The sequence below is a fragment of the Gabonibacter massiliensis genome (assembly GCA_001487125.1).
Classification (GTDB): Bacteria; Bacteroidota; Bacteroidia; order Bacteroidales; family Marinifilaceae; genus Gabonibacter; species Gabonibacter massiliensis.
In genome coordinates, this window is the sequence record LN913013.1 from 139,824 (window position 1) to 161,057 (window position 21,234).

General features: G+C 43.2%; 14 protein-coding genes. 5 read left to right on the forward strand and 9 right to left on the reverse strand.

Annotation, left to right across the window (positions count from 1 at the left end):
- Nucleotides 1-13: 13 nt before the first annotated feature.
- Nucleotides 14-892, reverse strand: coding sequence for a pirin family protein (locus tag BN3283_RS04795; RefSeq protein WP_059025844.1), 879 nt, complete (start codon nt 890-892; stop codon nt 14-16).
- Nucleotides 893-1,047: 155 nt separating this feature from the next.
- Here BN3283_RS04795 and BN3283_RS04800 point away from each other — a divergent pair, with 155 nt between their 5' ends.
- Nucleotides 1,048-1,560, forward strand: coding sequence for a TlpA family protein disulfide reductase (locus BN3283_RS04800; protein ID WP_059025845.1), 513 nt, complete (start codon nt 1,048-1,050; stop codon nt 1,558-1,560).
- A gap of 90 nt (nt 1,561-1,650) precedes the next feature.
- Here the strand turns inward: BN3283_RS04800 and BN3283_RS04805 are convergent, their stop codons facing one another.
- Entirely contained in the window at nt 1,651-3,918 is a 2,268-nt protein-coding gene (locus tag BN3283_RS04805) for a sensor histidine kinase (RefSeq protein ID WP_059025846.1), read from the reverse strand.
- Nucleotides 3,919-4,250: 332 nt separating this feature from the next.
- On the reverse strand, nt 4,251-5,519 hold the full coding sequence (locus tag BN3283_RS04810) for an LruC domain-containing protein (RefSeq protein ID WP_059025847.1): 1,269 nt from the start codon (nt 5,517-5,519) through the stop codon (nt 4,251-4,253).
- 251 nt (nt 5,520-5,770) lie between these two features.
- Between BN3283_RS04810 and BN3283_RS04815 the strand changes: the two genes are divergently transcribed.
- Both BN3283_RS04815 and BN3283_RS04820 read left to right on the forward strand, forming a co-directional pair.
- On the forward strand, nt 5,771-5,983 hold the full coding sequence (locus tag BN3283_RS04815) for a hypothetical protein (protein WP_059025848.1): 213 nt from the start codon (nt 5,771-5,773) through the stop codon (nt 5,981-5,983).
- Between the two features lie 292 nt (nt 5,984-6,275).
- A complete protein-coding gene (locus BN3283_RS04820) occupies nt 6,276-8,924 on the forward strand; it encodes a zinc-dependent metalloprotease (RefSeq protein ID WP_059025849.1) in 2,649 nt (882 codons plus the stop codon).
- 349 nt (nt 8,925-9,273) lie between these two features.
- Here BN3283_RS04820 and BN3283_RS14480 read toward each other — a convergent pair whose 3' ends face one another.
- The gene (locus BN3283_RS14480; protein ID WP_154665524.1) at nt 9,274-9,447 is read right to left on the reverse strand and encodes a carbohydrate-binding protein; all 174 of its coding nucleotides are present in this window, start codon (nt 9,445-9,447) and stop codon (nt 9,274-9,276) included.
- Between the two features lie 67 nt (nt 9,448-9,514).
- On the opposite strand from BN3283_RS14480, the gene BN3283_RS04825 reads away from it, so the two are divergent.
- Both BN3283_RS04825 and BN3283_RS04830 read left to right on the forward strand, forming a co-directional pair.
- The gene (locus tag BN3283_RS04825) at nt 9,515-12,148 is read left to right on the forward strand and encodes a transglutaminase-like domain-containing protein (protein ID WP_059025850.1); all 2,634 of its coding nucleotides are present in this window, start codon (nt 9,515-9,517) and stop codon (nt 12,146-12,148) included.
- A gap of 22 nt (nt 12,149-12,170) precedes the next feature.
- Nucleotides 12,171-12,458, forward strand: a complete 288-nt coding sequence (locus tag BN3283_RS04830; protein ID WP_059025851.1) for a putative quinol monooxygenase — start codon at nt 12,171-12,173, stop codon at nt 12,456-12,458.
- An 80-nt stretch (nt 12,459-12,538) separates the two neighbouring features.
- On the opposite strand, the gene BN3283_RS04835 is transcribed toward BN3283_RS04830, so the two are convergent.
- The 5 genes from BN3283_RS04835 to BN3283_RS04855 form a co-directional block, all read right to left on the reverse strand.
- The gene (locus BN3283_RS04835) at nt 12,539-13,834 is read right to left on the reverse strand and encodes a DUF4302 domain-containing protein (protein WP_082667072.1); all 1,296 of its coding nucleotides are present in this window, start codon (nt 13,832-13,834) and stop codon (nt 12,539-12,541) included.
- Entirely contained in the window at nt 13,800-14,687 is an 888-nt protein-coding gene (locus BN3283_RS04840; RefSeq protein ID WP_059025853.1) for a substrate import-associated zinc metallohydrolase lipoprotein, read from the reverse strand. Before BN3283_RS04840 ends, BN3283_RS04835 begins: the two co-directional genes overlap by 35 nt.
- Before the next feature lie 8 nt (nt 14,688-14,695).
- Nucleotides 14,696-16,135: a RagB/SusD family nutrient uptake outer membrane protein gene (locus BN3283_RS04845; RefSeq protein ID WP_059025854.1), complete on the reverse strand. Its 1,440-nt coding sequence runs from the start codon at nt 16,133-16,135 to the stop codon at nt 14,696-14,698.
- 52 nt (nt 16,136-16,187) lie between these two features.
- Complete coding sequence (locus tag BN3283_RS04850; RefSeq protein WP_059025855.1) at nt 16,188-19,850, reverse strand: SusC/RagA family TonB-linked outer membrane protein; 3,663 nt, start codon at nt 19,848-19,850, stop codon at nt 16,188-16,190.
- Between the two features lie 101 nt (nt 19,851-19,951).
- The gene (locus BN3283_RS04855; protein WP_059025856.1) at nt 19,952-21,097 is read right to left on the reverse strand and encodes a FecR family protein; all 1,146 of its coding nucleotides are present in this window, start codon (nt 21,095-21,097) and stop codon (nt 19,952-19,954) included.
- Between the last annotated feature and the right edge of the window lie 137 nt (nt 21,098-21,234).

The window sequence follows — 21,234 nt, forward strand, 5'->3', positions numbered from 1 at the left end:
GGAATTCTTTTTGCTAATCTTCTAATTGTCCGAATTTACCCGCGTTTAGGTCTTTGTATGCTTTCATGATTTCATCTTTGGTATTCATTAGGAAAGGGCCGTAGGATACGATGGGTTCCTTGATGGGTTCTCCGCTTAGTACCAATAAAATAGAGTTTTCTATGGCTTTTAACGCGATTACTTCTCCTTCATTCCGGAATAAGATGAAATGATCCGTCGGTGCCGTCTCTTTTTCATTTACTCGAACTGTTCCTTCGATAACGAGTATACCTGTGTTATAGTATTCCGGTAATATCACTTTGATTGTTTCTTCCGCCTTTAAACGGATATTGTACATTTCGATGGGGGTGAAAGTACGGGCGATGCCTTTTATCCCTTCGTAAGTTCCTGCAATGACCTCTACCACTCCTTTATTTTGTGGTAACGGATATTTGGGTATTTCTTTGTTGGTAATGGATTGGTAGCCGGGAGTACTCATTTTGTCTTTGGCCGGAAGATTGATCCAGAGCTGAACTACTTGAAAGGCTCCTCCTTTTCGGCTGAACCCTGCTTCGTGGTATTCTTTATGCAATATGCCGGATGCTGCCGTCATCCATTGAATATCTCCTTCTCCGATAACCCCGTGGTTACCTTTACTATCATGATGTGCTACCTTGCCGTGATAAACTATCGTTACGGTTTCGAATCCCCGATGCGGGTGTACGCCTACTCCTCTGGGAGTATCCTTGGGAGGAAATTCGATTTTGGCGTTATAATCCAATAAATAGAACGGACTCATTCTATTGGGGGCCATATCGTAACCGTGAGGAAAAAAGTTGTGTACCCGGAAACCATCCCCGACCATGTGAGATGGAGGTGGAGGTAAAATTTGTTGTATTGCTTTTGTTTGCATAAGTGTTTTATTGATTAAACGGGAATCGCAAACCGAATGTTTAAAATCTTCGATTTATTTTGCTGATGCGAACGGGGAGGAAGAGAATTGGTAATAAATGTTGAATTGTGCTATAATTATCTTATCTTTGTGTAGGAACAACTAAATTATCAATTATGAAACGATTATGGATTATGGGTGTAATGCTCTTGATAATGGGGGGAATCAGCTGGGTGTTCGCGCAAGAAAAAGAGACTTTGGTAAAAGTCGGGGATAGGGTTCCCTCTTTCGAGGTAAAGATGTTTGATGGAACGGAACTAAAAATCGATGATCTGAAAGGCAAAGTGGTTTTGATCAATTTTTGGGCTACCTGGTGCCCTCCCTGTCAGGCTGAATTGAAACGGGTTCAAAAAGAGATTATCGACCGCTTCAAGGGAAAAGATTTTGTTTTTCTTCCGATATCCAGGGAAGATAGCTATGAACAGATAAAAAAATTTCGGGAAAAGAACGGTTATACGTTTCCAATGGGTATGGATACCGACCGGAAGATTTTTGAGAAATTTGCCACTTCTTCCATTCCCCGTAATTATATAGTCGGGAAAGATGGGAAAATTGTTTACTTGGAAATCGGTTATGATGAAGCCTCTTTCAAAGCATTGATCGAAAAAATAGAACAGTTATTGAAATAACTTTAAATGTTGCGGGAGTGTTCAAGTATTATTGTAACGAAATCGAAACAGGTCGTGTGATTTTGTTGCGTTTGTCGTTGGGTAAAGTATTTAGGGTCGTGTCGTATTTGTTTGACTGTTGTCGTTTTTCTCCGAGTGGATATGGCATGGAATCCATGCCCAGAATAGACTTCCCTCGTTTATTTTAGAGGTAACCCCGACTTTTCCGTTATAGGTATCGACGATAGCCTTACAAATAGCCATACCGAGTCCTGTGCCCTGGGAGAAGTTGTTGAATTTTTCGAATCGTTCGAATACTTTGTCGATATTGTTCTCTGCTATGCCGCAACCGGTATCTTTAACAAATAATTTGACGCCTCCGTCACGGGATGTAAATCCCATTTCTATACATCCTCTCTCCGTGAATTTTGCTGCATTGGTAAGAAAATTCGTTATGATTTGTGCAACCCGCAGTCGATCTAAGCAAACGATGCACTTTGATGTCGGTTTGGTCCAGATCAGCTGTACGCCATGTTTAAGTTTAGGCCGGATCATGATCTCTTGTTCCGAGAAGAGTTCGGTCAAATCGAATTCGCAATCGGTACGACTGATATAGCCTGCTTCGATTTTTGACAGGTCGAGAATATCATTGATTAAGTTGAGTAGATACTCGCAACTCGAGTCGATGATTCGTTGATACTCTTGTCGTTCTTCCAAAGATTCGGCCGTGTGTATGAGTTGAGAGAAGCCTACGATGGCGTTCAACGGAGTACGTATTTCATGGCTCATATTGGCTAAAAAAGCAGATTTAAGTGCATCCGATTGCTCTGCTTTCTTTTTGGCCCGGGCTAACTCTTCTTGCTGCCGAACCTCTTCGGTTATGAGCCTGTTAATACCTAATATTTGGTAGTCCCCGCTTTGAGGGTTCTTAATTTTTTGTCCGATAATATGGTTCCATTCGTACTGGCCGGATCGAAAGGTCAATATTTTGCTGTTTATCTCTTGGATTTTCCCGTGGGCCAAATCGTTGAATTCCTGTTTGGTTCGCATCCGGTGGTCGGGATGTACGAATGTGTTGATGTATTCTTCGAATGTTATTCTTTTGTCGAAGAAAAGAGCCTCCTTGCTGCTTGAATAGAGGAGTCCGTTGGATAAATTCCACATCCAGGGAATGATTTTCCCGATGACGAAAGAGAATTCCAGAAGGGTTTTGGTGTATTCTATCTCCTGTCGGTTTTTTATTTGTTCGGTGATATCGTCTATACGAAGTACGACACCTTCTATTTCCTCTGCTTCATTGAGGATCGGGTTGGCTGTTATTTTAACCGATAATCCTTTAGGGGAAGTGTAAGTATGGTATTGTATTTTGCGGGAATTTATGGCTTGGCGGGTAGGGCATTCCATGCAAAACAGATCTTTTTTATGAGTGGTAAATTTGTTGCAATGTGATCCTATCCGGAAATGATTTACGATTTGTGGGTCGGAAAAAACTTTGGATACATTTTCCCAAAGAATCTCATAATCAGTAGTCATGTAAACGAATCCGGAATTAGCATTGTTTAAGATCAGCTTGTTTTGCTTGATCAGGGAGGTTCGACTGTCCTCGTAAAAAAGTTTTTGGGTAGCGTCTTTTTGAGAACCGATGATGATAGATACTTTACCGTTTGGAGTGTGTCGGTAAGGTATGGCGTGTATGTTCAAATCTATTTTTTTATTGGATAGATCCCGGATTTTTAACGTGAATTTCTGAAATTCACTGCCGTGTTCGATGATCTGATCGAAAGCATCGATCAGTAGATGACGGTAGTCCGGTTCTACACGTAGAAGCAACTCTTCGAATTTCATCTGTTTACCGATGACCGTGTTATTGTGGATGGAGGATATCATCTTTTTTTCCACATCATAAGTCCATGACGATAAACCTCCGGCGATTAATGCACCGTGTAATTCTTGGTTGTGCGCTTGTGTTTCTTTCTCTTTTTCTATGTTAATGAGATTTGAGATGTCGCGAATCTGGATCGCTATTCGTTTATTCGGGATTCTGGAGACGATTATTTCTACGTCTCTGTCATGAAGATTGTCTTCGAAATGAATCGTTTTACCTGTTTTAAGGACGGAATCGAAAATAGTGTCGATTTGACAACAAAGTTTTTGATAGGGAAAGGTCGGATCTTTACAGTAATAATGAAGAGATTTGCCTGTAATTTTGTATAGATGTTCGGCTATTGTTTTTTGAGAAGGGACGTTGTAGATGCGAATGACGTATTTGTTTTTATCCAACAGAATAATGGTTTGGGGTAAGGAACCGATCATTGAACGATATAGCTCAATTTCTTGATCTATGGTTGTCATTTCGGGGTTTTCATGTACTGTTTCCATCGTCGGTAGAAGTTTCTGTTGTATTCCATTTTAGATATAATCCAATTTATTTTCAATGCTCTTGCTAAATCGATTATCTATGTGTATTTCCACCTCGGCATATCTTAAAGTGAAAGAAGCAATAATCATGCATCTATCTCCAATAGATGCAAAATTAATAATAAAATTGATATATCGCTAATAATATGGTTATAAAATGAAATAAAATGGAGTTATGCTTTCCTGGGGATTGCCATGCGATGTTTTTTATTCGTTTCGTTGTTTATAAAAAAATAACTTCTTCGTTTCCTGCGAAGAAGTTATTTCTTAATATTACTCTTACCTTTATAGGGTTATTTAACTAAATTGGCATTTATCCGATTATCGCCTTTGTCTTCATACCAGTCTGTGTTTGTGGAGCCTCCCGATTGGGCCCATTTGGCAAAATTGGGGTAAGCTTTTAAAAAATCTGTGTTTTCATAGGCATGTGGTATGTCTGCCGGAATGCTTAGTCCCCATATCAGATTGGTTTTGGAATAATAGTATTTATTCGGATTGATATTATTGCTGTTGGTCGCTAAGTTGTCATAGACGGATTGTCCTAATAGCGAGGGGGCGAATCCTCCCAAGTGTATTTCTCTTTCCGTGTTGGCAATAAAGAAATCGAATTTATCGAATGTCACGTCTTCGATAGCGATCGAATTTCTGAATTGAACAAAATAGGCAACTGTAACCCAGTCGCTTTCCGGCATTTCGTACCCCCGTTCCGTGTTTAGATATATTGCCCCCTGGGGTTTTTTGTCATTCTTTTTGATGTCTTTGAAAATAAAAGTGGCAGGAGTGTGAACACTATTTCCGGGATTGAGTTGTACCATTTCTGCGGTTGCGGCAGCGTTATGACTGCTGTAAGGGGTGATTTCATCGATCTCTCCTCCCTTTACTCCCGTTAACGTAAGGTAAAAGTCATTAGGAATAGAGCCGCCTACGGCTTTCACTCGAATGCCGATCAGCATGCTGTTCACTTTATTGTTGTTTTGCATGTAAAGTTGTATTTTGTAATTGGCAACCAGATCGTTAAAATCATAGTCTCCGTATCCCGGCCATAAATCCTCGAACATTAATGTTCCCCAACCGTTATTTCGTGCAGGATAATATATAGTCCCCACGTTTTGTTGAGGAGTACGCGCTATTGCTCTTTGAATGTTGAAGATTTCGGTTTGGGGTGCAACATACTCTTTGCTGTCCCCGGGGATCGTGCAGGACAAGGTTGTCCCCGCCGGAACTAATTCCACTGTTTTAAAATTCCCGTCCTTCGTTTCGTATTTTACATACACTTTTTTCGTGGAGGTCGGAAGGTTTAGATATACGTTATCGGTTTCGCGACCGACGATAAAAGTGGCAAAAGATGCCTCTTTTTTTGTAAGCGATACTTCGACTTTCGTATCATGTTGGGCTGTAAAATTACAGACTATGTTGGCAGAAGTTTTCCAATCGAAATTGGATGGTATGTTTAATTTCGTAACTTTCTCCGGCGTATTAGTGCTCGGGGAACTTTCTTTTACGCATGAGTAGAAAAAAGTCATGCCCAGTAACAAGAAAGAGAATAAGGTGATTCGTTTCATTTGGTGTGATGTTTTATGTTTCTGGTTTGCGGTAAAGGTATGATATTATTTATAACTAAACAAATAAATGCATGGTAAATGCATCTATATAGATATATTTATGTTTATTTGTGAAGTTTAATCTTCCTTTTCCTGTCAGGTAGACTCCGCCGATAATTAAAACGAAACCCACGGCGGTCCTTGCGGGCACCGGTTCATTAAGGATGTAAAGAAGAGGCCGTCAACGTGTTGAGGGGACTTAAATAAAGGTAATGGCTGGGCGGGTACTTCTTAACTCCTTTACGGCAGGATTCCAATGTATGAAACAGACGAAAGGGGAGATTATTCTTAAAAGAAGTATGCCCCGTACGGAGGGGGATAAAAGTATTTGGGTATTGAAATGCAGAAGGATAAAAAAAGAATACGGGTTGAAATGTCATTCACCCGTAGATGATACTTTTCGGGTAATAAAGGGGGGGGCGTAACGGATGATAAAGCGTACGGTGATGTTTATTATGCATATATTATGAATATTCAGTAATAAAGTTACAAAGATATGAGAATCGAAAAGTTCTGATTTTTGGGGAGAAAAGTGTGTTAAAATAGTAGAAAGGAGATGACTTTGGTGTTTATATATCAGATTATCAGTGTGTTGTTGAAATGTGCGAGAATAAAATGCATCTTTTTCTTGTTAATTTATCGTTAAAGTAGGGAGAAGAGTATCGTAATGTGGAATCTTAATGTAATTTTATCGCATATTTATTAAAATTTGTTTGTATGAAAAAATGGATTGTATTATTTGTGGCTGCATTGTTTGTTGTGCCCTTTGCCAATGACAGCTATGCTGCATCACGCAAAAAGAAAAAAAACAAGAACAAAACCGAAGAGGTAGCTCCGAAGAAGAAGGAGACTCCCTATGAAAAGTTAATGAAAAAACCGGGACGCGAGACTGCCGAGGGTAAATTCTTGACTTTACACAAAATCGATGGTAAATTGTATGTAGAATTGCCGTTGAAGTACATTGGACGCGATATGTTGATTGCTTCTACCACGGCAGAATCCAGTAATTCTGAGATCGCTACCGTAGGTTATAAACCGAACGATCCGTTACATGTTAAATTCAATAAGATCGACAGTACGATCGTTCTTCAAGAAGTGAATGCCATAACCGAAGGTGATCCTCAGTTGAAATTGGCTTTGGAAAGGAACTATATGGATCCTTTCATGAAGAAATACAAAATCGAGGCTTACAATGCGGATAGCACGGCGGTGATGATCGATATGACGACCATGTTTACCGCGAGTGAACCGGCTCTTAGCCCGATGTCCAGTTATTACGGCTTTTTGAATGTGGTTTCTACTTTGAAGCCGGATCTGTCTATTTTGGGTAAGATCAAAGCTTTTGAAGATAATGTTTCCATCGAGTCTTATATGACTTATTCCTATAAATTGCAGTTCTGGATGTTCATTTTCGGAAGCGGAGAGGTGACTGCTAAAGTTAACCGGACCATTCTTTTGTTACCGGAAGAACAAATGAAACCGCGTATCGCTGATAGCCGTGTCGGAATCTTCCTGACAGGTAAACAAAACATCACGATGGAAGAAGACGGTATTCAGAATTATACGTTAGCTAATCGTTGGCGTTTGGAACCCAAAGATATGCAGGCTTGGGAACGCGGAGAACTGGTAGAACCCGTTAAACCTATCGTGTGGTACGTGGACGATGCCTTCCCGGAAGAGTGGAAAGAACCTTTGAAAAAATCCGTATTGGTTTGGAATCAGGCTTTTGAAAAAATCGGTTTCAAAAATGCTATGCAGGTATACGATTTCCCGAAAGACGATCCTAACTTTGATCCGGACAATTTGAAATATTCTTGTATCCGTTACGTGCCGATAGAGGTTGCTAATGCTATGGGTCCCTCTTGGGTTGATCCGAGAACAGGTGAAATTATCAACGCTACCGTACTGGTGTACAATGATGTTGTTAAATTGATCAATAATTGGCGTTTTGTTCAGACAGCTCAGATAGATCCTTCTGTTCGGACGAAGAAAATGCCGAAAGAGATTATGGATGAGTCTCTTACCTATGTGTTTGCTCACGAAATCGGACATACGTTAGGTTTGATGCACAATATGGCGGCATCTAATGCTTTCCCGGTAGACTCTTTACGTTCTGCTTCTTTCACTCAGAAGTACGGAACCACTCCCTCTATCATGGATTATGCCCGTTTCAACTATGTTGCTCAACCGAATGACAAGGGAGTTAGATTGACTCCTCCTGATATGGGTATTTACGATTTGTATGCTATCAAATGGTTGTATTCTCCGATTCCCGGAAATAAATCGGTAAAAGAAGAAGCTAAGGTATTGGAAAGCTGGGTAGACGAAAAAGCCGGAGACCCGATGTATCGTTACGGAAGACAACAAATTTTCAGCCGTTACGATCCGAGTGCGTTGGAAGAAGATTTAGGTGACGATGCTATGAAAGCCGGTGATTACGGAATCAAGAATTTGAAATATATTTTGAAAAACTTGAATAACTGGATTACTGATGATCCTTCAACCGCTCATCGGCAGGATTTGTATATGAGTATTGTCAATCAGTACTTCCGTTATTTGAACAATGCATTGGTGAATGTCGGCGGTATCTACTTGTCTGACGTGAAAGACGGAACTCCCGGAAAACGTTATCAGGCCGTACCGAAAGAGGTTCAAAAGAAAGCGATGAATTGGGCTATCAAACAAGTTCGTAACAGCGATTGGTTGAATGACAAAGAGTTGACTTCCAAATTCCCCTTGGCTTTGAATATGTCTATCACTTTGAGAGCTGCTGTCGCTAAGAAATTATTCGGATTGAATAAGAACGTGATGGTATCTTCTCATGTGGCTGACAAAGCTTATTCTTTGAAAGAGTTCTATGACGATTTGTATGCCGGAATTTGGGAACCGACGATTCAAGGTCGTAAATTAACTGAAGGCGATAAATTGTTGCAGAGAAATTTGGCCGCAGAAGTTGTAGCCTCTGTTAACAAAGTAGTAGGAAAGAAAAGTGGCGGATTGTTCGGATTGCAGGGTGAAAACCTGGAACTCGATGCCTATGCTCCTTCCGTAGACGAGATTGTTGCTTACGGATTGGATGAGTCGGGAGCTGTTGCTCGTTTCCAAAAACGTTTACGTCATATCGAAAGCGAGTACGGTGCCGGATGTGTTGCCGCTCAGATGCAGAAAAATCAATTCGGTGATGTATACGGATACGGATGGCAACGTGAGGTTCGCATCGACAATATCGATGAGACCGGGGCTTACAATACGGCTTTGATGGAAAAAATGATCTCTTTGCTTAAGAGTAGAATTCCGTCAGCTAATGCTGCCGATAAAGCTCATTACCAATCAATTCTTTTGTCTTTGGAAGCTGTGAAAAAATAAGATAATCGAATGTTTTATAAAAACGTGTTGGGGAGACTCAACACGTTTTTTTGATCTGTGTCAAGTTCTTGGAAAAAGAGGGGACTGAGTGCTCTGTTGTTGAGCGTTCAGTAGTTCCGGGTAGAGGACCGTAATCGTCTTTTACTTCTCCTTTTAAGGTTTTAATTGAGCGAAAACGCTTATATTCAATCCGATTATAAAAATAAAAAGCATGAGTCCTTTTTTTGTTAATTCTTTTTTCATACGGCTTTGGTTGGACATGGTAATTAAAAGTAACGTGTACCTGTATAAACCTACTTTCGATTGTACACTCGTTTATCATTCATAGAGAGATCCGATTTTTATCGGATTATTTTTTGATCTGTTTCCATTTCACGACGTCGGCAATAAGACGTTGCCCTTTTATTCCTTTGTCCGAAAGGGTTACTTTATTTTCTTCTTCCGAAAGTTCGTATTCGTCTAATAGTACCCATCCCGAATTCTTTAAAACGTCGATATCGATTTTCCGTTTTGGAATGTTCATGTATTGGTAAAATAGTAAAAGATTTCTGGAAAATATCCGTTATATTTGCTATATAAACTCCTGAAAGATGAAACTACTTATTATCGGACTGGTTATGTCCCTGTTTTTTACTTGTTGTAAGCATCCGCATTTTATTTCGGATCGGGATTATCGAGTGGAGGTCCGGCATGATTTCGATCGTAAAAGAGATTTACTGATAAAGTCTACGGAGAATCTGTTGGAAATTTTTGATACTCCCATGAATTGGGAAGAACGGGAAGCGATGGAGTTTTTGTATGCCTATTCTCCGTTGGTGGATATCTCCATGCAAAGCGGTGCGTTCTTTCTAAAAAATGTCAGGGCTTCGCTTCGGGCTAAAGAGGAGATGCCCTGGGGAAAAGAGATTCCGGAGGTGATTTTTCGTCATTTTGTTCTTCCGGTTAGAGGGGGAAAGGAGGCATTGGATTCTTCCCGTGTTGTTTTTTACAGGGAGTTAAAGGATAGGGTAAGAGGTTGTAAATCCATGGAAGAAGCGGCTTTAGAGGTCAATCACTGGTGTCACGAGAAAGTTGTTTACAGACCGACGGATGCACGTACTTTTTCTCCCTTGGCAACCGTGAGTACGGCTTACGGACGTTGCGGAGAAGAGTCGGTATTCGCGTTGGCGGCTTTAAGAGCTGTAGCTATTCCTGCTCGGCAGATTTATACACCCCGTTGGGCACATTGTGACGATAACCACGCCTGGATAGAGGTATGGGTGGACGGTGATTGGAAGTACTTGGGGGCTTGTGAACCCGAACCCCGGTTGAATATGGCCTGGTTCACCGTTCCGGTACAGCAGGCTGTTTACGTGGAGGCTGATGTGTTCGGGCGTTACAAGGGAGACGAAGAGGTGGTGTATGCCACGGGGAACAGTACCGGGATCAACGTGACATCCCATTATACGAAAGTCGTACCGACGGTGGTTCAGGTTGTTGATTCTTTACAACAACCTGTTGCCGGAGCAAAAGTGGAATATAGGTTGTTTAATTACGGGGAGTATTATCCGGTAGCGACTTTATATTCGGATAAAGATGGAAAATCCCGTTTGACTTTGGGATTGGGTGATCTGATCGTTTGGGTTTCCAAGGGAGAAAAATACGGCTTTGGCAAGTATGATGTAAGGGAGGGGGATACCCTTCGGATTGTCTTGAATAAGGATTCGGATAGTCGATACGCGGAAGAGTATATTCTGGTGCCACCGGTCGCTGAACCTGTCACCGCTATTGCCAACAGTGAAGAGCGAGCCTTGAATGACAAGAGATTTACCCGGGAAGATTCGATCCGGAATGCTTATATCGCTTCCTTTATGCAGGAAAGGGAAGCCGAAAAGATCGCGAGGGATTTAGGAGTAGATCCGGAGCGATTCGTCCGATTCGTAAAAATAAGCCGGGGAAACTACGAGGAAACGGTCCGTTTTATCCGGGAGATATCCCCGGAGAGGAGAGGGATGGCTATGGCGTTGTTAAGCGTCGTGCCGGAAAAGGATTTGCAGGATACCCCGGCCCGGATATGGACGGATCATTTGAATTCGGCATGGAAGTACAGGGAAACCCCGATGTTTAAAGAGTATGTTTTGAACCCCCGAATCAGGAATGAATTTCTGACGGCTTATCGTTCGTTATTGACCGATTATTTGTCGAAAAAGCGGATCTCTTCCGTGTCCGATTTGACGGAGGAGATAGATCGTATCTGTTTGGTAGATTCTATTTATCCGGCAAAAATCATTACTCCTCCGGAAGGAGTTTTGCGGACAGGTTTTACGGATTCCCGTTCGAGAGATGTTTTTTTCGTTGCGGCTTGCCGCTCTTTGGGGATTCCGGCTCGGATCGATCCGATTTCGGGAAGACCGGAATATTATGAGGCCGGAAACTGGAAATCGCTTCCGGTTGTCGCTTCGAATATCGCCGGTTCCAAAGGGAGACTGATGATACGTTACAAGGGAGATGAGGTAAAGGATCCCCATTATTTTTTGAATTTCACGATCGCCCAATTGAAAGACCGGGCAGTGCGGACCGTGGATTTGGGAAGCAATGCCGCGGTGGATATGGGAGCCGGAGCTTCTTTAAAAAGCATATTTGCAAAGCCGGTAACTTTAGAGGAGGGAAGCTATCTTTTGATCACGGGTAATCGCAGAAGTGACGGTGCCGCGCTGTCCGGTATGACTTCGTTTCGAGTAAGGGCCGATGAAATAACGGTCATGGACATGCGTATCGTTCCGTGTAAGGAAACAAGCCGGATCGAAGGATATATCGATCCCGATTTGGTTTACGGGTCGGGAAAAGACGGCGGGAGGGAATTTTTAAGTTGGCCTTCGACGGGCTATACTGCTTTGGCTTTGATAGAAGCGGATAAAGAGCCGACCAATCACCTGTTGCGGGATGTTAGCGGCATGAAAAGTGATTTTGAAGAGTTGGGGATACCGATGACATTTATTTTCCGAAATAAGGAACAATGGGAAAAATTTGATCGTTCTGTTTTTCGTCTTTTCCCGGCTATACTGAGTTTCGGTTATGACATCGAGGGCAGGATACGGAGTGCATGGGAAAAGACATTGGAGTTAAAAACGGGGCAATTGCCCTGTGTCGTTGTTGCGAACCGGAAAGGGGAAGTGATCTTCGTATCCCAGGGATATAGGGTGGGATTGGGAACTCAGTTATTCAAAATGTTACAGCTGAAATGAGGATAACCAGAAAAATAAGGATATGATTAGAATTAATGTTGCTCTTCGGGTAAAATCGGAGAATAAAGAAAAATTATTGGCGGTTTTGCGGGAACTCGCCGTTCAGTCGCGGCAAGAGGAGGGATGCGTGGGATATGCTATTTTTTCAAATGTAATGGAAGCGGATCAGTTGGAGATCATCGAAACCTGGGCGGATGCCGGAGTACTGGAAGCTCATCGTCATACGGAACATTTTATCCGTTTGGTCCCCCAAATGATTGCTCTCAGCGAGGAGAAAACGACCGATAAATTCACTTACGAGGTAATCTGATATAAGGAAAAGAGGTTGTCTTCGATCTCGTTCTTGCCGGTTTATCGAGCCTGAGACGGAAAGACAACCTCTTTGAGGGCTTATAAGGGCTCTACGAGCATGTAGATATAGGGATCGTCGTTTTGAATAAACCAGTATTTGCCGTTTCGTAAAACTAACGTGAACGCCCGGTCCGCGAAGACCTGATACAGATCGGGAGCGATATCGGCAGCGTATTCTTCGGCTTCATCCGATTGCGCTTCAATGACATTCATCGTCATGACATCTTTGTCGTACCGGAAGTCCATATCCCATACCAGGTATCCCCACTCTTCGCTAAAGAAATTCAATTCGTTCATATCTTCGTCTTTCCCGTAATTCACGTAAAATTCGATATCGTAAAAATCCGGGTCGTTTTCATATGCCAAGTCTACCATATCTTGCATCCGGTTACTGTATTCGATGACCACGAATCCGCCTACTTCTTTTAAAAAATCTTGTGTGGAATTTCCGAATCGGAAGGGTTTTTCATCGCTGTAATCCAAAGTTCCCACTTTGGCCCTTTTATCCCAAATCTCGAAATGATCCTCCGTTTCATTGTAAACCAATTTCGCGATATTCGTATTCTTTACTTTAAAAGGGGCTCTGAACTCGAATCCGTTTTCCGTAATTTTAACGGGTAAACGTTGGGTGTGAAATACATTATCCTCTTCCCATTCCAAGTTGAGGCCGCTTCCCCTCCAAACGCAGTATTTTGTATCCACACCCTGGATATTCATAACGCGGTAAAAAGGTCGGCTCGGGTCAGGGAGCAATCGGTTGTACATGGCCAGCAGTTTTTCGTAAGTGGGGTTGCCCGTGTTGGGTTCGAATTCGATATGACTCTCCGGCTCAAAAGTACTGCCGCGACTTGTGAAATAGAGTAATCCGTTTTCTTTCCGCTCGAGTTCGAAGCGGAAATCGCCCTTGTTTATGCTGTTTACAAACATGGAGAAAACGGAGTAGGTGTCAAAAATCAAATCTACTTGTTGGGAATAACGAAGGGCATAACTGCTCTCTTCCGTTATGATCTTTCCTTTCTTGGAATAGGTGATTTCAGCCCGATTATTCTCTTTAAAAATAATTTTAAGGTAGATATCGTCGGCCGATTCGTTGTAAATATAGTGTGCGATCCATCCCTCTTTGGCGGCGATTAATTCGTTTTGAATTTCGCTGACGCTTTGGGCGACTCTTGCCTCCGGGGAGAGTTGAAAGAGGTCGTCTACTTTATTGTCCTGGCAAGAGACAATGAACGTTGTGCATATCAATAGTAAAAAGGTAGTCGTTTTCATATCGTTTCTATTTTTGGATTTGACAATGGTCTTATTCTTCATGTCCCAAACGGTGTTGTAAGTCATTTCGAATGTTTTGCAGATCGACACCGATCCGTTGCAGGTACTTTTCCATTGTCAATAATTTTTTCTGGATAATTCTTCTTCCCGCATTCATTTCTACCACGTCTTGTACCTGGGAGGGTTTAAGTCCGCCGGTCGGTTGTTCGTTGAACACGTATTCCAAATCTGCATACGGGCTGACGATCCAGAAATAAAAAAGTTCCGCGAAATCCTCTTCCGGGGCAGAGCAGGCGTAATTGGAGACCATACCCAGTTTAATGGCGTCTTTGAGTTTCAACGATTTCCATCCTCCTTTCGTGTAACTGTCAGGGGTGATGTTGCGATAATCGTCCGGAAAACCGAACGTTTGGTGGAGAATATGGGCGTATTCGTGGAAAGCGGTTTCCAATTGTCCCAATATCCATTTCTCTTTTTCGATGTTATAGTCATTTACCTCCGTGAAGCGGATGAGAGTTCCTCCCTCGGCCTGTCCGGTGACCCGCGTGCCGTCCATGTTGTAGGCCGATGACCCGATAAGGAGGATCATGCGCGGGAAGTTATTTACCACGAACTCGCGGGAAGATCCGGCTTCCAGGGGGCCGATCCAATACGCTTTTAAAAATTCGGCCATCGGTACTACCAGCTCTTCTTCGACCGGATAAATATAATACCAGTCGTCCGGAATCAGGTTTTTAATATACCGGTATTCGACAATCGTGTTATAGGGTCGGAAAAGTTCGTTTAATTGCTTATCCAGCTCCGTGTTTGTTTTTGTCGGAAAAAGTTCTTCTTCGGAGGGGAGTAACGAATCGTTGTCGGAGCATCCGGTTAGGACCGAGACGACAAAGAGTAAGGCAAAAAATATCTTTGTTTTCATATGTTCATTTATTTATTGGGTTCAAGTCCGGCTTCGATCGCGTAACCGGGAATTTGGTAATCTTTGTTCGGTGCGATCTCGGATAAACGAATAGTGGTACCGTCCTGCAGCAGATGCTCCACATCCAGGTTGTAGCGTTTAATGTCGAACCATCTCATACCTTTCATCAGAAATTGTACCCGTCTTTCGAAAAGAATATACCGGATCATGGATTCCTGTTCCGTGTCGTCCGGATAGGCTTTTTGTATGGCGGCTCTGCTTACTTTGGAGCTGTTGTAGTTGTAATAGACTTTTTTGCCCAAAGCATGTAACATCTCCAAAGCCTGATCGAAATCTTTTTCCCGGGCGTATCCTTCGGCGGCATTGAGTAAGGCTTCCGACATGGGAAACAGATCGTATGCCGAATAGAGGGTGTTCTCTTTTTCCGGGACAAAAAAGTACATGGGCGTAAATATGTTTCCTGAGGTAAGGTATTTGCCTTTTAAACGGAGGTCGTTTTGTTTGAACGGATTTTTTAATTCCGTGTCCTTAATTCCGTCTGTCAATTGATAAATAAAAGCATAATTGACCATGGTAGCCGAAACCTGCACCAATCCCACTTCGCCTTGGGTGACATCGACAGGACCTTCCTGGTCTTTCCCGTATTCGGTCCAGGAGCGCATCACCAGTAAGCCTCCGAATTGTTGGATTGCTTTATTGGCATATCGGATAGCCAGCTCTACATCTTTTTTATCCTGATTTCGGAAGGTGTAAAAACGGGAGGCATACAGGTATACCGTCGGAAACGTAAAATGGTATTTACTCGGATTGAATAGTTTGGGATGTTTTTCCAACAAGCGGATTCCTTCCTGCAAATCTTCTTCTGCCAGTCGGTATACCTCTTCTACGGAAGCTCTTTTGTAATGAACCACCAATCGGTCTTCGGGTTTGACAACGTAAGGAATGCCCGGATCTGTCGAGGCCGTGGATTTGTCAAAATGTTTTGCGAATAGGTTGACCAACATGAAATGGCAGTAGGAACGGACAATCAGGGCCTCTCCCCGTATAACTTCCGCTTTGGCCGATTCTTCCGGAAGGATTTTCAATTTATCCATAGCCTCGAGGGCATGGTTGATGTTGGCAATGGAGCTGTACGTGATCGTCCAGTAAGATGCCGGAGCATCCTGATGCGTCTGGTTCCGGAAATCGCGATTCCATGTATACAGGTCTTCGATTGTTTCCTGCGTGCGGTTTACCCCCTTTACGGCAGTGACATCGTCGGAAGACATGTGTGTAAACCTGAAACCGTACTTGTTCTGGTAAGCTCCGGTGACCGTTTGATAGACCTTGTCGAGGTTATCGATTTCCATGCGCTCGTCCGGAGATACGTCTAAAAAGTCGTTGCATCCCGTGAAGCAAAGAACGGCAGAGAAGAGCATGGCATATAGCGGTAAATAATATTTTTTCATCGTTTTGAATTTTAGTTCTGTTTATTCTTTTCTTACTACGTTTGTCGTAAACTTAGAATCCTATATTTAAGGTGAATACATATTGACGGCTGATGGGCATGATGGTACCTCCCGACCAGGAAAATTCAGGGTCTTCACCGCCTAATTTCTCTTTATCCGCCAACCACAATAAGCCCACGTTCGTGGCTGAAAAGCCCAGGTTTACATGATCTATCGATAGCTTTTGCATCCATTTTTTAGGCAGGGAATAGGATAGGGACAAGTTCTTTAAGCGGATAAAGGAAGCATCGGCTAACCATAAATCCGACATACCGTATAGATTGTAGGCCGTAGAGATATCCGTTTCATTGGAACGGTTATAGTAATCCTTATCCAAAATAGCCGGGATAGAAGTGATTTTTTCATCTCCCTTTACCCGCCAGCGGTTTTTTAATTTGGAAGGTAAAGCTTCCGAATCGTAATATCCGTAGCTGTAATTTTGCATTACCCGTTTTTTGTGACCGAATTGTCCGGTGAACAAGGCCGAAAGCGAGAGATTGCCGAAGGTAAAAGTATGTTGCATGCCGGCATTCGAGGTGGGTTCCAAATTCCCGCTATAGACGAAATCGCTCCAATCGTAGCTTTGTAATTTCAGGTAGTATACCTGTTCATCGTTTTTATTGAAAAACATGGGAACCCCGTGGTCGTCCAATCCGGCAAAGCGGGAGGAATAAATGCCTCTTACCGGGCCGTTCAGTACCGGAACGCCGTATGTGCTTACCGCTCTTCCCACCCAGTCCTGGCTGATCAGTTTTACAATCTTGCTGTGGTGATAGGCGTAGTTGATGTTAAAGTTCCATCGGAATTTTTGTGTTTGTGCCGGAGTGCAGGTTAAGGTTAATTCTATACCGTGCGAATGCATATCTGCAATATTTCCCAGTTTAAGACGTTCGCCGCCCACTCCCGACGATGGGTAGGCTCCTATCAAGTCGAAGGCCTTTCTGTTGTAATAGTCGATGATCAGGTTTAACCGATTTTCCCATAATCCCGCGTCTATTCCGGCGTTGAATTCATGTTGCTTTTCCCAGGTGAGATCCCGGTTTCCCAAGCTGACAATGTCGATCTCCAATTCGGAAAAGGAGGGATGGAAGGGGTGGTTGTTCACCCGGGTACGGGCTAATAGGGTGGAGTTGGTCGCGTTACCGAGGGAAGCGTTCAGCCCGTAGGTCAGACGCAGGTTCAGCTGGCTTAACCATTCGATACGATTCATAAAATCTTCCTCCTTTACGGCCCATTTGCCACTGATGTTCCAGGTAGGCAACCAACGGGCGGAGCGGGCATGTCCCAGGCGGTTGGAGCCGTCATAGCGAATTGTTCCGTTAAAGGTGTATTTTCCCTGGAATGAATAGCCGTAATTCAGGAAAAAGGCGGCAAAACGGTCGAAACCTTTGGCTTTTCCGAAATAGGAGCCGCCTACCGATTCCAAATACTCCATGTAATTGGCCGATACGTTTCCTGCGTCGAAAAAATGACCGTAACCGTAATTCCAATCCTTATCCCGGTTGATGTAACGGATTTCTGTTCCCAACAGGAAGGTAAACATATGGTCGGAGCCTATCCGGGGATTCCAGTTGGCATTTGCATTCAGGTAATAATTGAGCATCTCGTCACAATAGGTTTCGTAAATGCCCCCTTCCGGCAGGATACTGTATTTGATCCCCGAATTATCGCCCGGCTTCTGGAATAGCAGGCCATTGTTTTCTTGGATCAGGCCGGAATCGTCCGGTCCGGTTCCAGCCCGGTAAGCTTTGGCTTCATTGGAATTTTCGTGTACTTTTCGATCCAGTTTGGATAGGTAATACCGGGCGGATACTTTTCCGGAAAGGGAAAAACTACTCGTGATGTTGTAATTGATATCTGCCGTAAAAGACATATCCCGGACCGTCGCTTCAATCCTGTTTTTGGACAATTCATCCACGATATTGTAGTCCGTATAATTTTTCCGGAAGAATTCCAGGTTGCCGTTTTCATCCCGGCAACGAATAGCCCGGCTGGTTTGCAGGGCATACAGGAACGGGTTGTTGTCGAAGTTTCGTTCGATGCGTCCCGTGTAACGATCCACGCCGTTCACATCATCCGTACTTTGCGAGGCGCCTGACAGGCGTTGCTTCCGGAAAGACATATTGGTGGAGGCCGTTACCGTCAATTGCTTCGTGATATCGAATGTTCCTTTTAATAAAGCCGTGTAGCGATCTACTTTATCGGCTATCGTCCATCCGTCGTCGTGCAGATAACTGATGGAAGCGTAGAAGGTATTTTTGGTTCCTCCTCCCGCAATGCTGAGCGTGTGTTGCTGTTGTATTCCCGTACGAAAAAGTTCCTTGAACCAGTTCGTATTCGCGGTCTCGTATTTCCGTAAGAAAGTATTGATTCCGTTGTTGTTATCTACCCACGCGATTTCGTTTTTGGCGATGAGGTCGAACATTTTTCCGTAAGGACCGTGATCGATAGCGGATGGGGTCTGGGCTATGTTGATCCAACCTTTTTCATAGAGTTCCCGGTTCACGGACATCTGTTCTCCGGAGTTCAGTATGTTGTAGTCGTCGTATGAGGGTATGGGTTTGATGCTGATATTGGTCGAATAGTTCACGGACATCTTTCCTTGTCGTCCCTTTTTGGTGGTGATTACAATGACTCCGTTCATGGCTCTTGCTCCGTATAGGGCCGTTGCCGATACGTCTTTCAATATTTGCAGGGAAGCGATGTCGTCCGTGTTCAATCCTGCCACGCCGGAGCTGATGATGGTCGCTATATTTCCGGAATTCAGCTCATCCATGGATACATTCACGGCATCTTCCAGTACTACGCCATCGATTACCCATAAGGGTTTTTGGTTTCCGTAAATGGAAGAGGCCCCGCGAATCCGTAATTTGGGAGCACTACCGAAAGTACTCGATACGTTTTGAATGGAGACTCCCGCTACCTGGCCTTCCAGGGCTTTGGTGATATCCGGTTCTCCGGGTAGATAGATATCCTTCATGTCTACTTTCGAAGCTGCTCCCGTGAAGAGTTTGCGGTCGATTTTTTGATATCCGGTTATCACTACTTCCTCCACGCTTTGTATATCTTCCTTTAGAACGACGCTCATCGGTTTTCCCTTATACATAACCTCCTGGCTTTTCATTCCCACGAAAGAAAAAGTCAATACGATCGTATCCTGTTCAGGGACGTTCAGCTGAAATTCTCCTTTTATATTGGTCGTACTCCCCGTGTGGCTTCCTTTCAAAATAACCGATACGCCCGGCAAAGGTTCTCCGGCTTCGTCTTTTACGATGCCCTTTACCGTGATCATGGTTATTTTTTCTTTCTTCTCTTCCCTGCTTTTGATGATGACGAGCTGGTGATTTATTTCGTATGTCAAATCGGTTTTAGCCAAACAAATGGTTAGAATCTCTTTTAACTCAGCCTGTTTTACATCGATTTTAATCGGGGCTATTTTGTCGATGTCTTCGATAGAGTAGAGAAAGGTATATTCTCCTTTTTGTTCGATGATTTTAAAAACTTCTTCCAATGTCCCTTTCTCTAACGAGATATCGTATTTCACGGACTGGGAATATACTCCTCCGAAGCTTTGAAGTATACTGATTAGAAAGAGTAGGATCGTTAGTTTCATTTTTACAAAATTAGCGGACTCTTCTCCTTTGGAGTGCGGGCCGGGTTCTCGTTTTTTTTTCATAGATTTGCAGTATTAAAAGTTACACATGGTTATCCTGTTGTTGGAGCAAACGGACAACGATTGAATTTTGATCGGGGAGGTGTTGGAGCATCTCCCCGTTTTTATTGCTTTTTTACCGTGACAATGGATCCGGTAATGTCGAATTTTACTTTTCCCGTTTTTTCTATCATCCATAAGGTTTCGCTTATGGTTTCGTAACGATTCATGATACCGGAGAACAGGATCTCTTTTGTCCCCTCTTCATACCTGATCTCCACGTTATACCACCGGGCAAGATCGTTCATGATGGATTCCAGCCGCTCTCTTCTGAATACAAAATTGCCTTTGGTCCATGCCCGGTAAGACTTTGCATCTACTCGTTTTATCGTTAGGTGTTCACCGGTTAAATCAGCCTGCATGTCGGGGGTCAACACGATATTTTTACCTCCCGTACTTATTTCGATCTTTCCATTCAATAACGTGGCTGTCGTACGCCCTTCTTCCGGGAAGGATTTCAGATTGAACGAGGTTCCCAGTACTTTAATCGTCATGCCGTTTATTTCCGCGATAAAAGGATGTTTCTCGTCCCGCCGGACTTCGAAATACCCCTCGCCCTCCAGCCGAACCGATCTTGTCTCGCCGACAAAGCCTACAGGATAGATAAGACGGGATCGGGCATTTAGCCACACGTTGGTGCCGTCGGATAAGGTTACTTGAAATTCACAACTGTTTGGAGTTTCAAGGGTATCCCAAACCTCTTTCGAATCGTTTTTAGCTGCCGCGTAAATCAGTTTGTTTTTTATTTTTTTGATATCTCCGGACCTGCCGTCGCAGGCAATGATACTATCGGCATTCGTTAACAAAACATTTTCACCGTTCGCCCGCCGAAGAATAGCTTGCCGGGAACCCGGGACGGGTGAGGAGAAGGAGAGTGTGTTTTCCTTGTTTTTTATATGTTGCTGAAGACAGAATCCTATTCCCAGCAATAGTACGATACCGGCCGCGTAACCCATTTGCTTCAGTATGGTCCGTCGTTTCCGAAGAGATATCCGTTGTTGCAAATCACTCCATACATTTAGTCCGGATACCTGTTTATACCGTTCATACTTTTGAGCCCAATCGGGTGCTTTCAGGAGCTTGTCGTATAGGGTTCGATTCGAAATGCTTTCTTGTATCCACTTGTACAACTCCTTTTGCTCCTGTTCGGAAATGATTCCGCTTTTTTGTTTGTAGATAAGCTCTGCTATTTTGAAGTATTTTTGCGTCATTTTTTCTTCGATTTTATTACTAAAACAACTGAAAAGAAAAAACGGGTAGTGGATACCTGAAAATATAATCTATCTTGTAATGAAAATTATCCGGTCTGTATTGGATAGATTTTTGATAGATAGTCGATTCGTGTCGG

Excerpts from the sequence above, each read along its gene's own strand:
- BN3283_RS04795 (WP_059025844.1), bottom strand. The coding sequence starts at position 892 with ATGCAAACAAAAGCAATACAACAAATTTTACCTCCACCTCCATCTCAC.
- BN3283_RS04800 (WP_059025845.1), top strand. The coding sequence starts at position 1,048 with ATGAAACGATTATGGATTATGGGTGTAATGCTCTTGATAATGGGGGGA.
- BN3283_RS04805 (WP_059025846.1), bottom strand. The coding sequence starts at position 3,918 with ATGGAAACAGTACATGAAAACCCCGAAATGACAACCATAGATCAAGAA.
- BN3283_RS04810 (WP_059025847.1), bottom strand. The coding sequence starts at position 5,519 with ATGAAACGAATCACCTTATTCTCTTTCTTGTTACTGGGCATGACTTTT.
- BN3283_RS04815 (WP_059025848.1), top strand. The coding sequence starts at position 5,771 with ATGGCTGGGCGGGTACTTCTTAACTCCTTTACGGCAGGATTCCAATGT.
- BN3283_RS04820 (WP_059025849.1), top strand. The coding sequence starts at position 6,276 with ATGAAAAAATGGATTGTATTATTTGTGGCTGCATTGTTTGTTGTGCCC.
- BN3283_RS14480 (WP_154665524.1), bottom strand. The coding sequence starts at position 9,447 with ATGAACATTCCAAAACGGAAAATCGATATCGACGTTTTAAAGAATTCG.
- BN3283_RS04825 (WP_059025850.1), top strand. The coding sequence starts at position 9,515 with ATGAAACTACTTATTATCGGACTGGTTATGTCCCTGTTTTTTACTTGT.
- BN3283_RS04830 (WP_059025851.1), top strand. The coding sequence starts at position 12,171 with ATGATTAGAATTAATGTTGCTCTTCGGGTAAAATCGGAGAATAAAGAA.
- BN3283_RS04835 (WP_082667072.1), bottom strand. The coding sequence starts at position 13,834 with ATGACTTACAACACCGTTTGGGACATGAAGAATAAGACCATTGTCAAA.
- BN3283_RS04840 (WP_059025853.1), bottom strand. The coding sequence starts at position 14,687 with ATGAAAACAAAGATATTTTTTGCCTTACTCTTTGTCGTCTCGGTCCTA.
- BN3283_RS04845 (WP_059025854.1), bottom strand. The coding sequence starts at position 16,135 with ATGAAAAAATATTATTTACCGCTATATGCCATGCTCTTCTCTGCCGTT.
- BN3283_RS04850 (WP_059025855.1), bottom strand. The coding sequence starts at position 19,850 with ATGAAAAAAAAACGAGAACCCGGCCCGCACTCCAAAGGAGAAGAGTCC.
- BN3283_RS04855 (WP_059025856.1), bottom strand. The coding sequence starts at position 21,097 with ATGACGCAAAAATACTTCAAAATAGCAGAGCTTATCTACAAACAAAAA.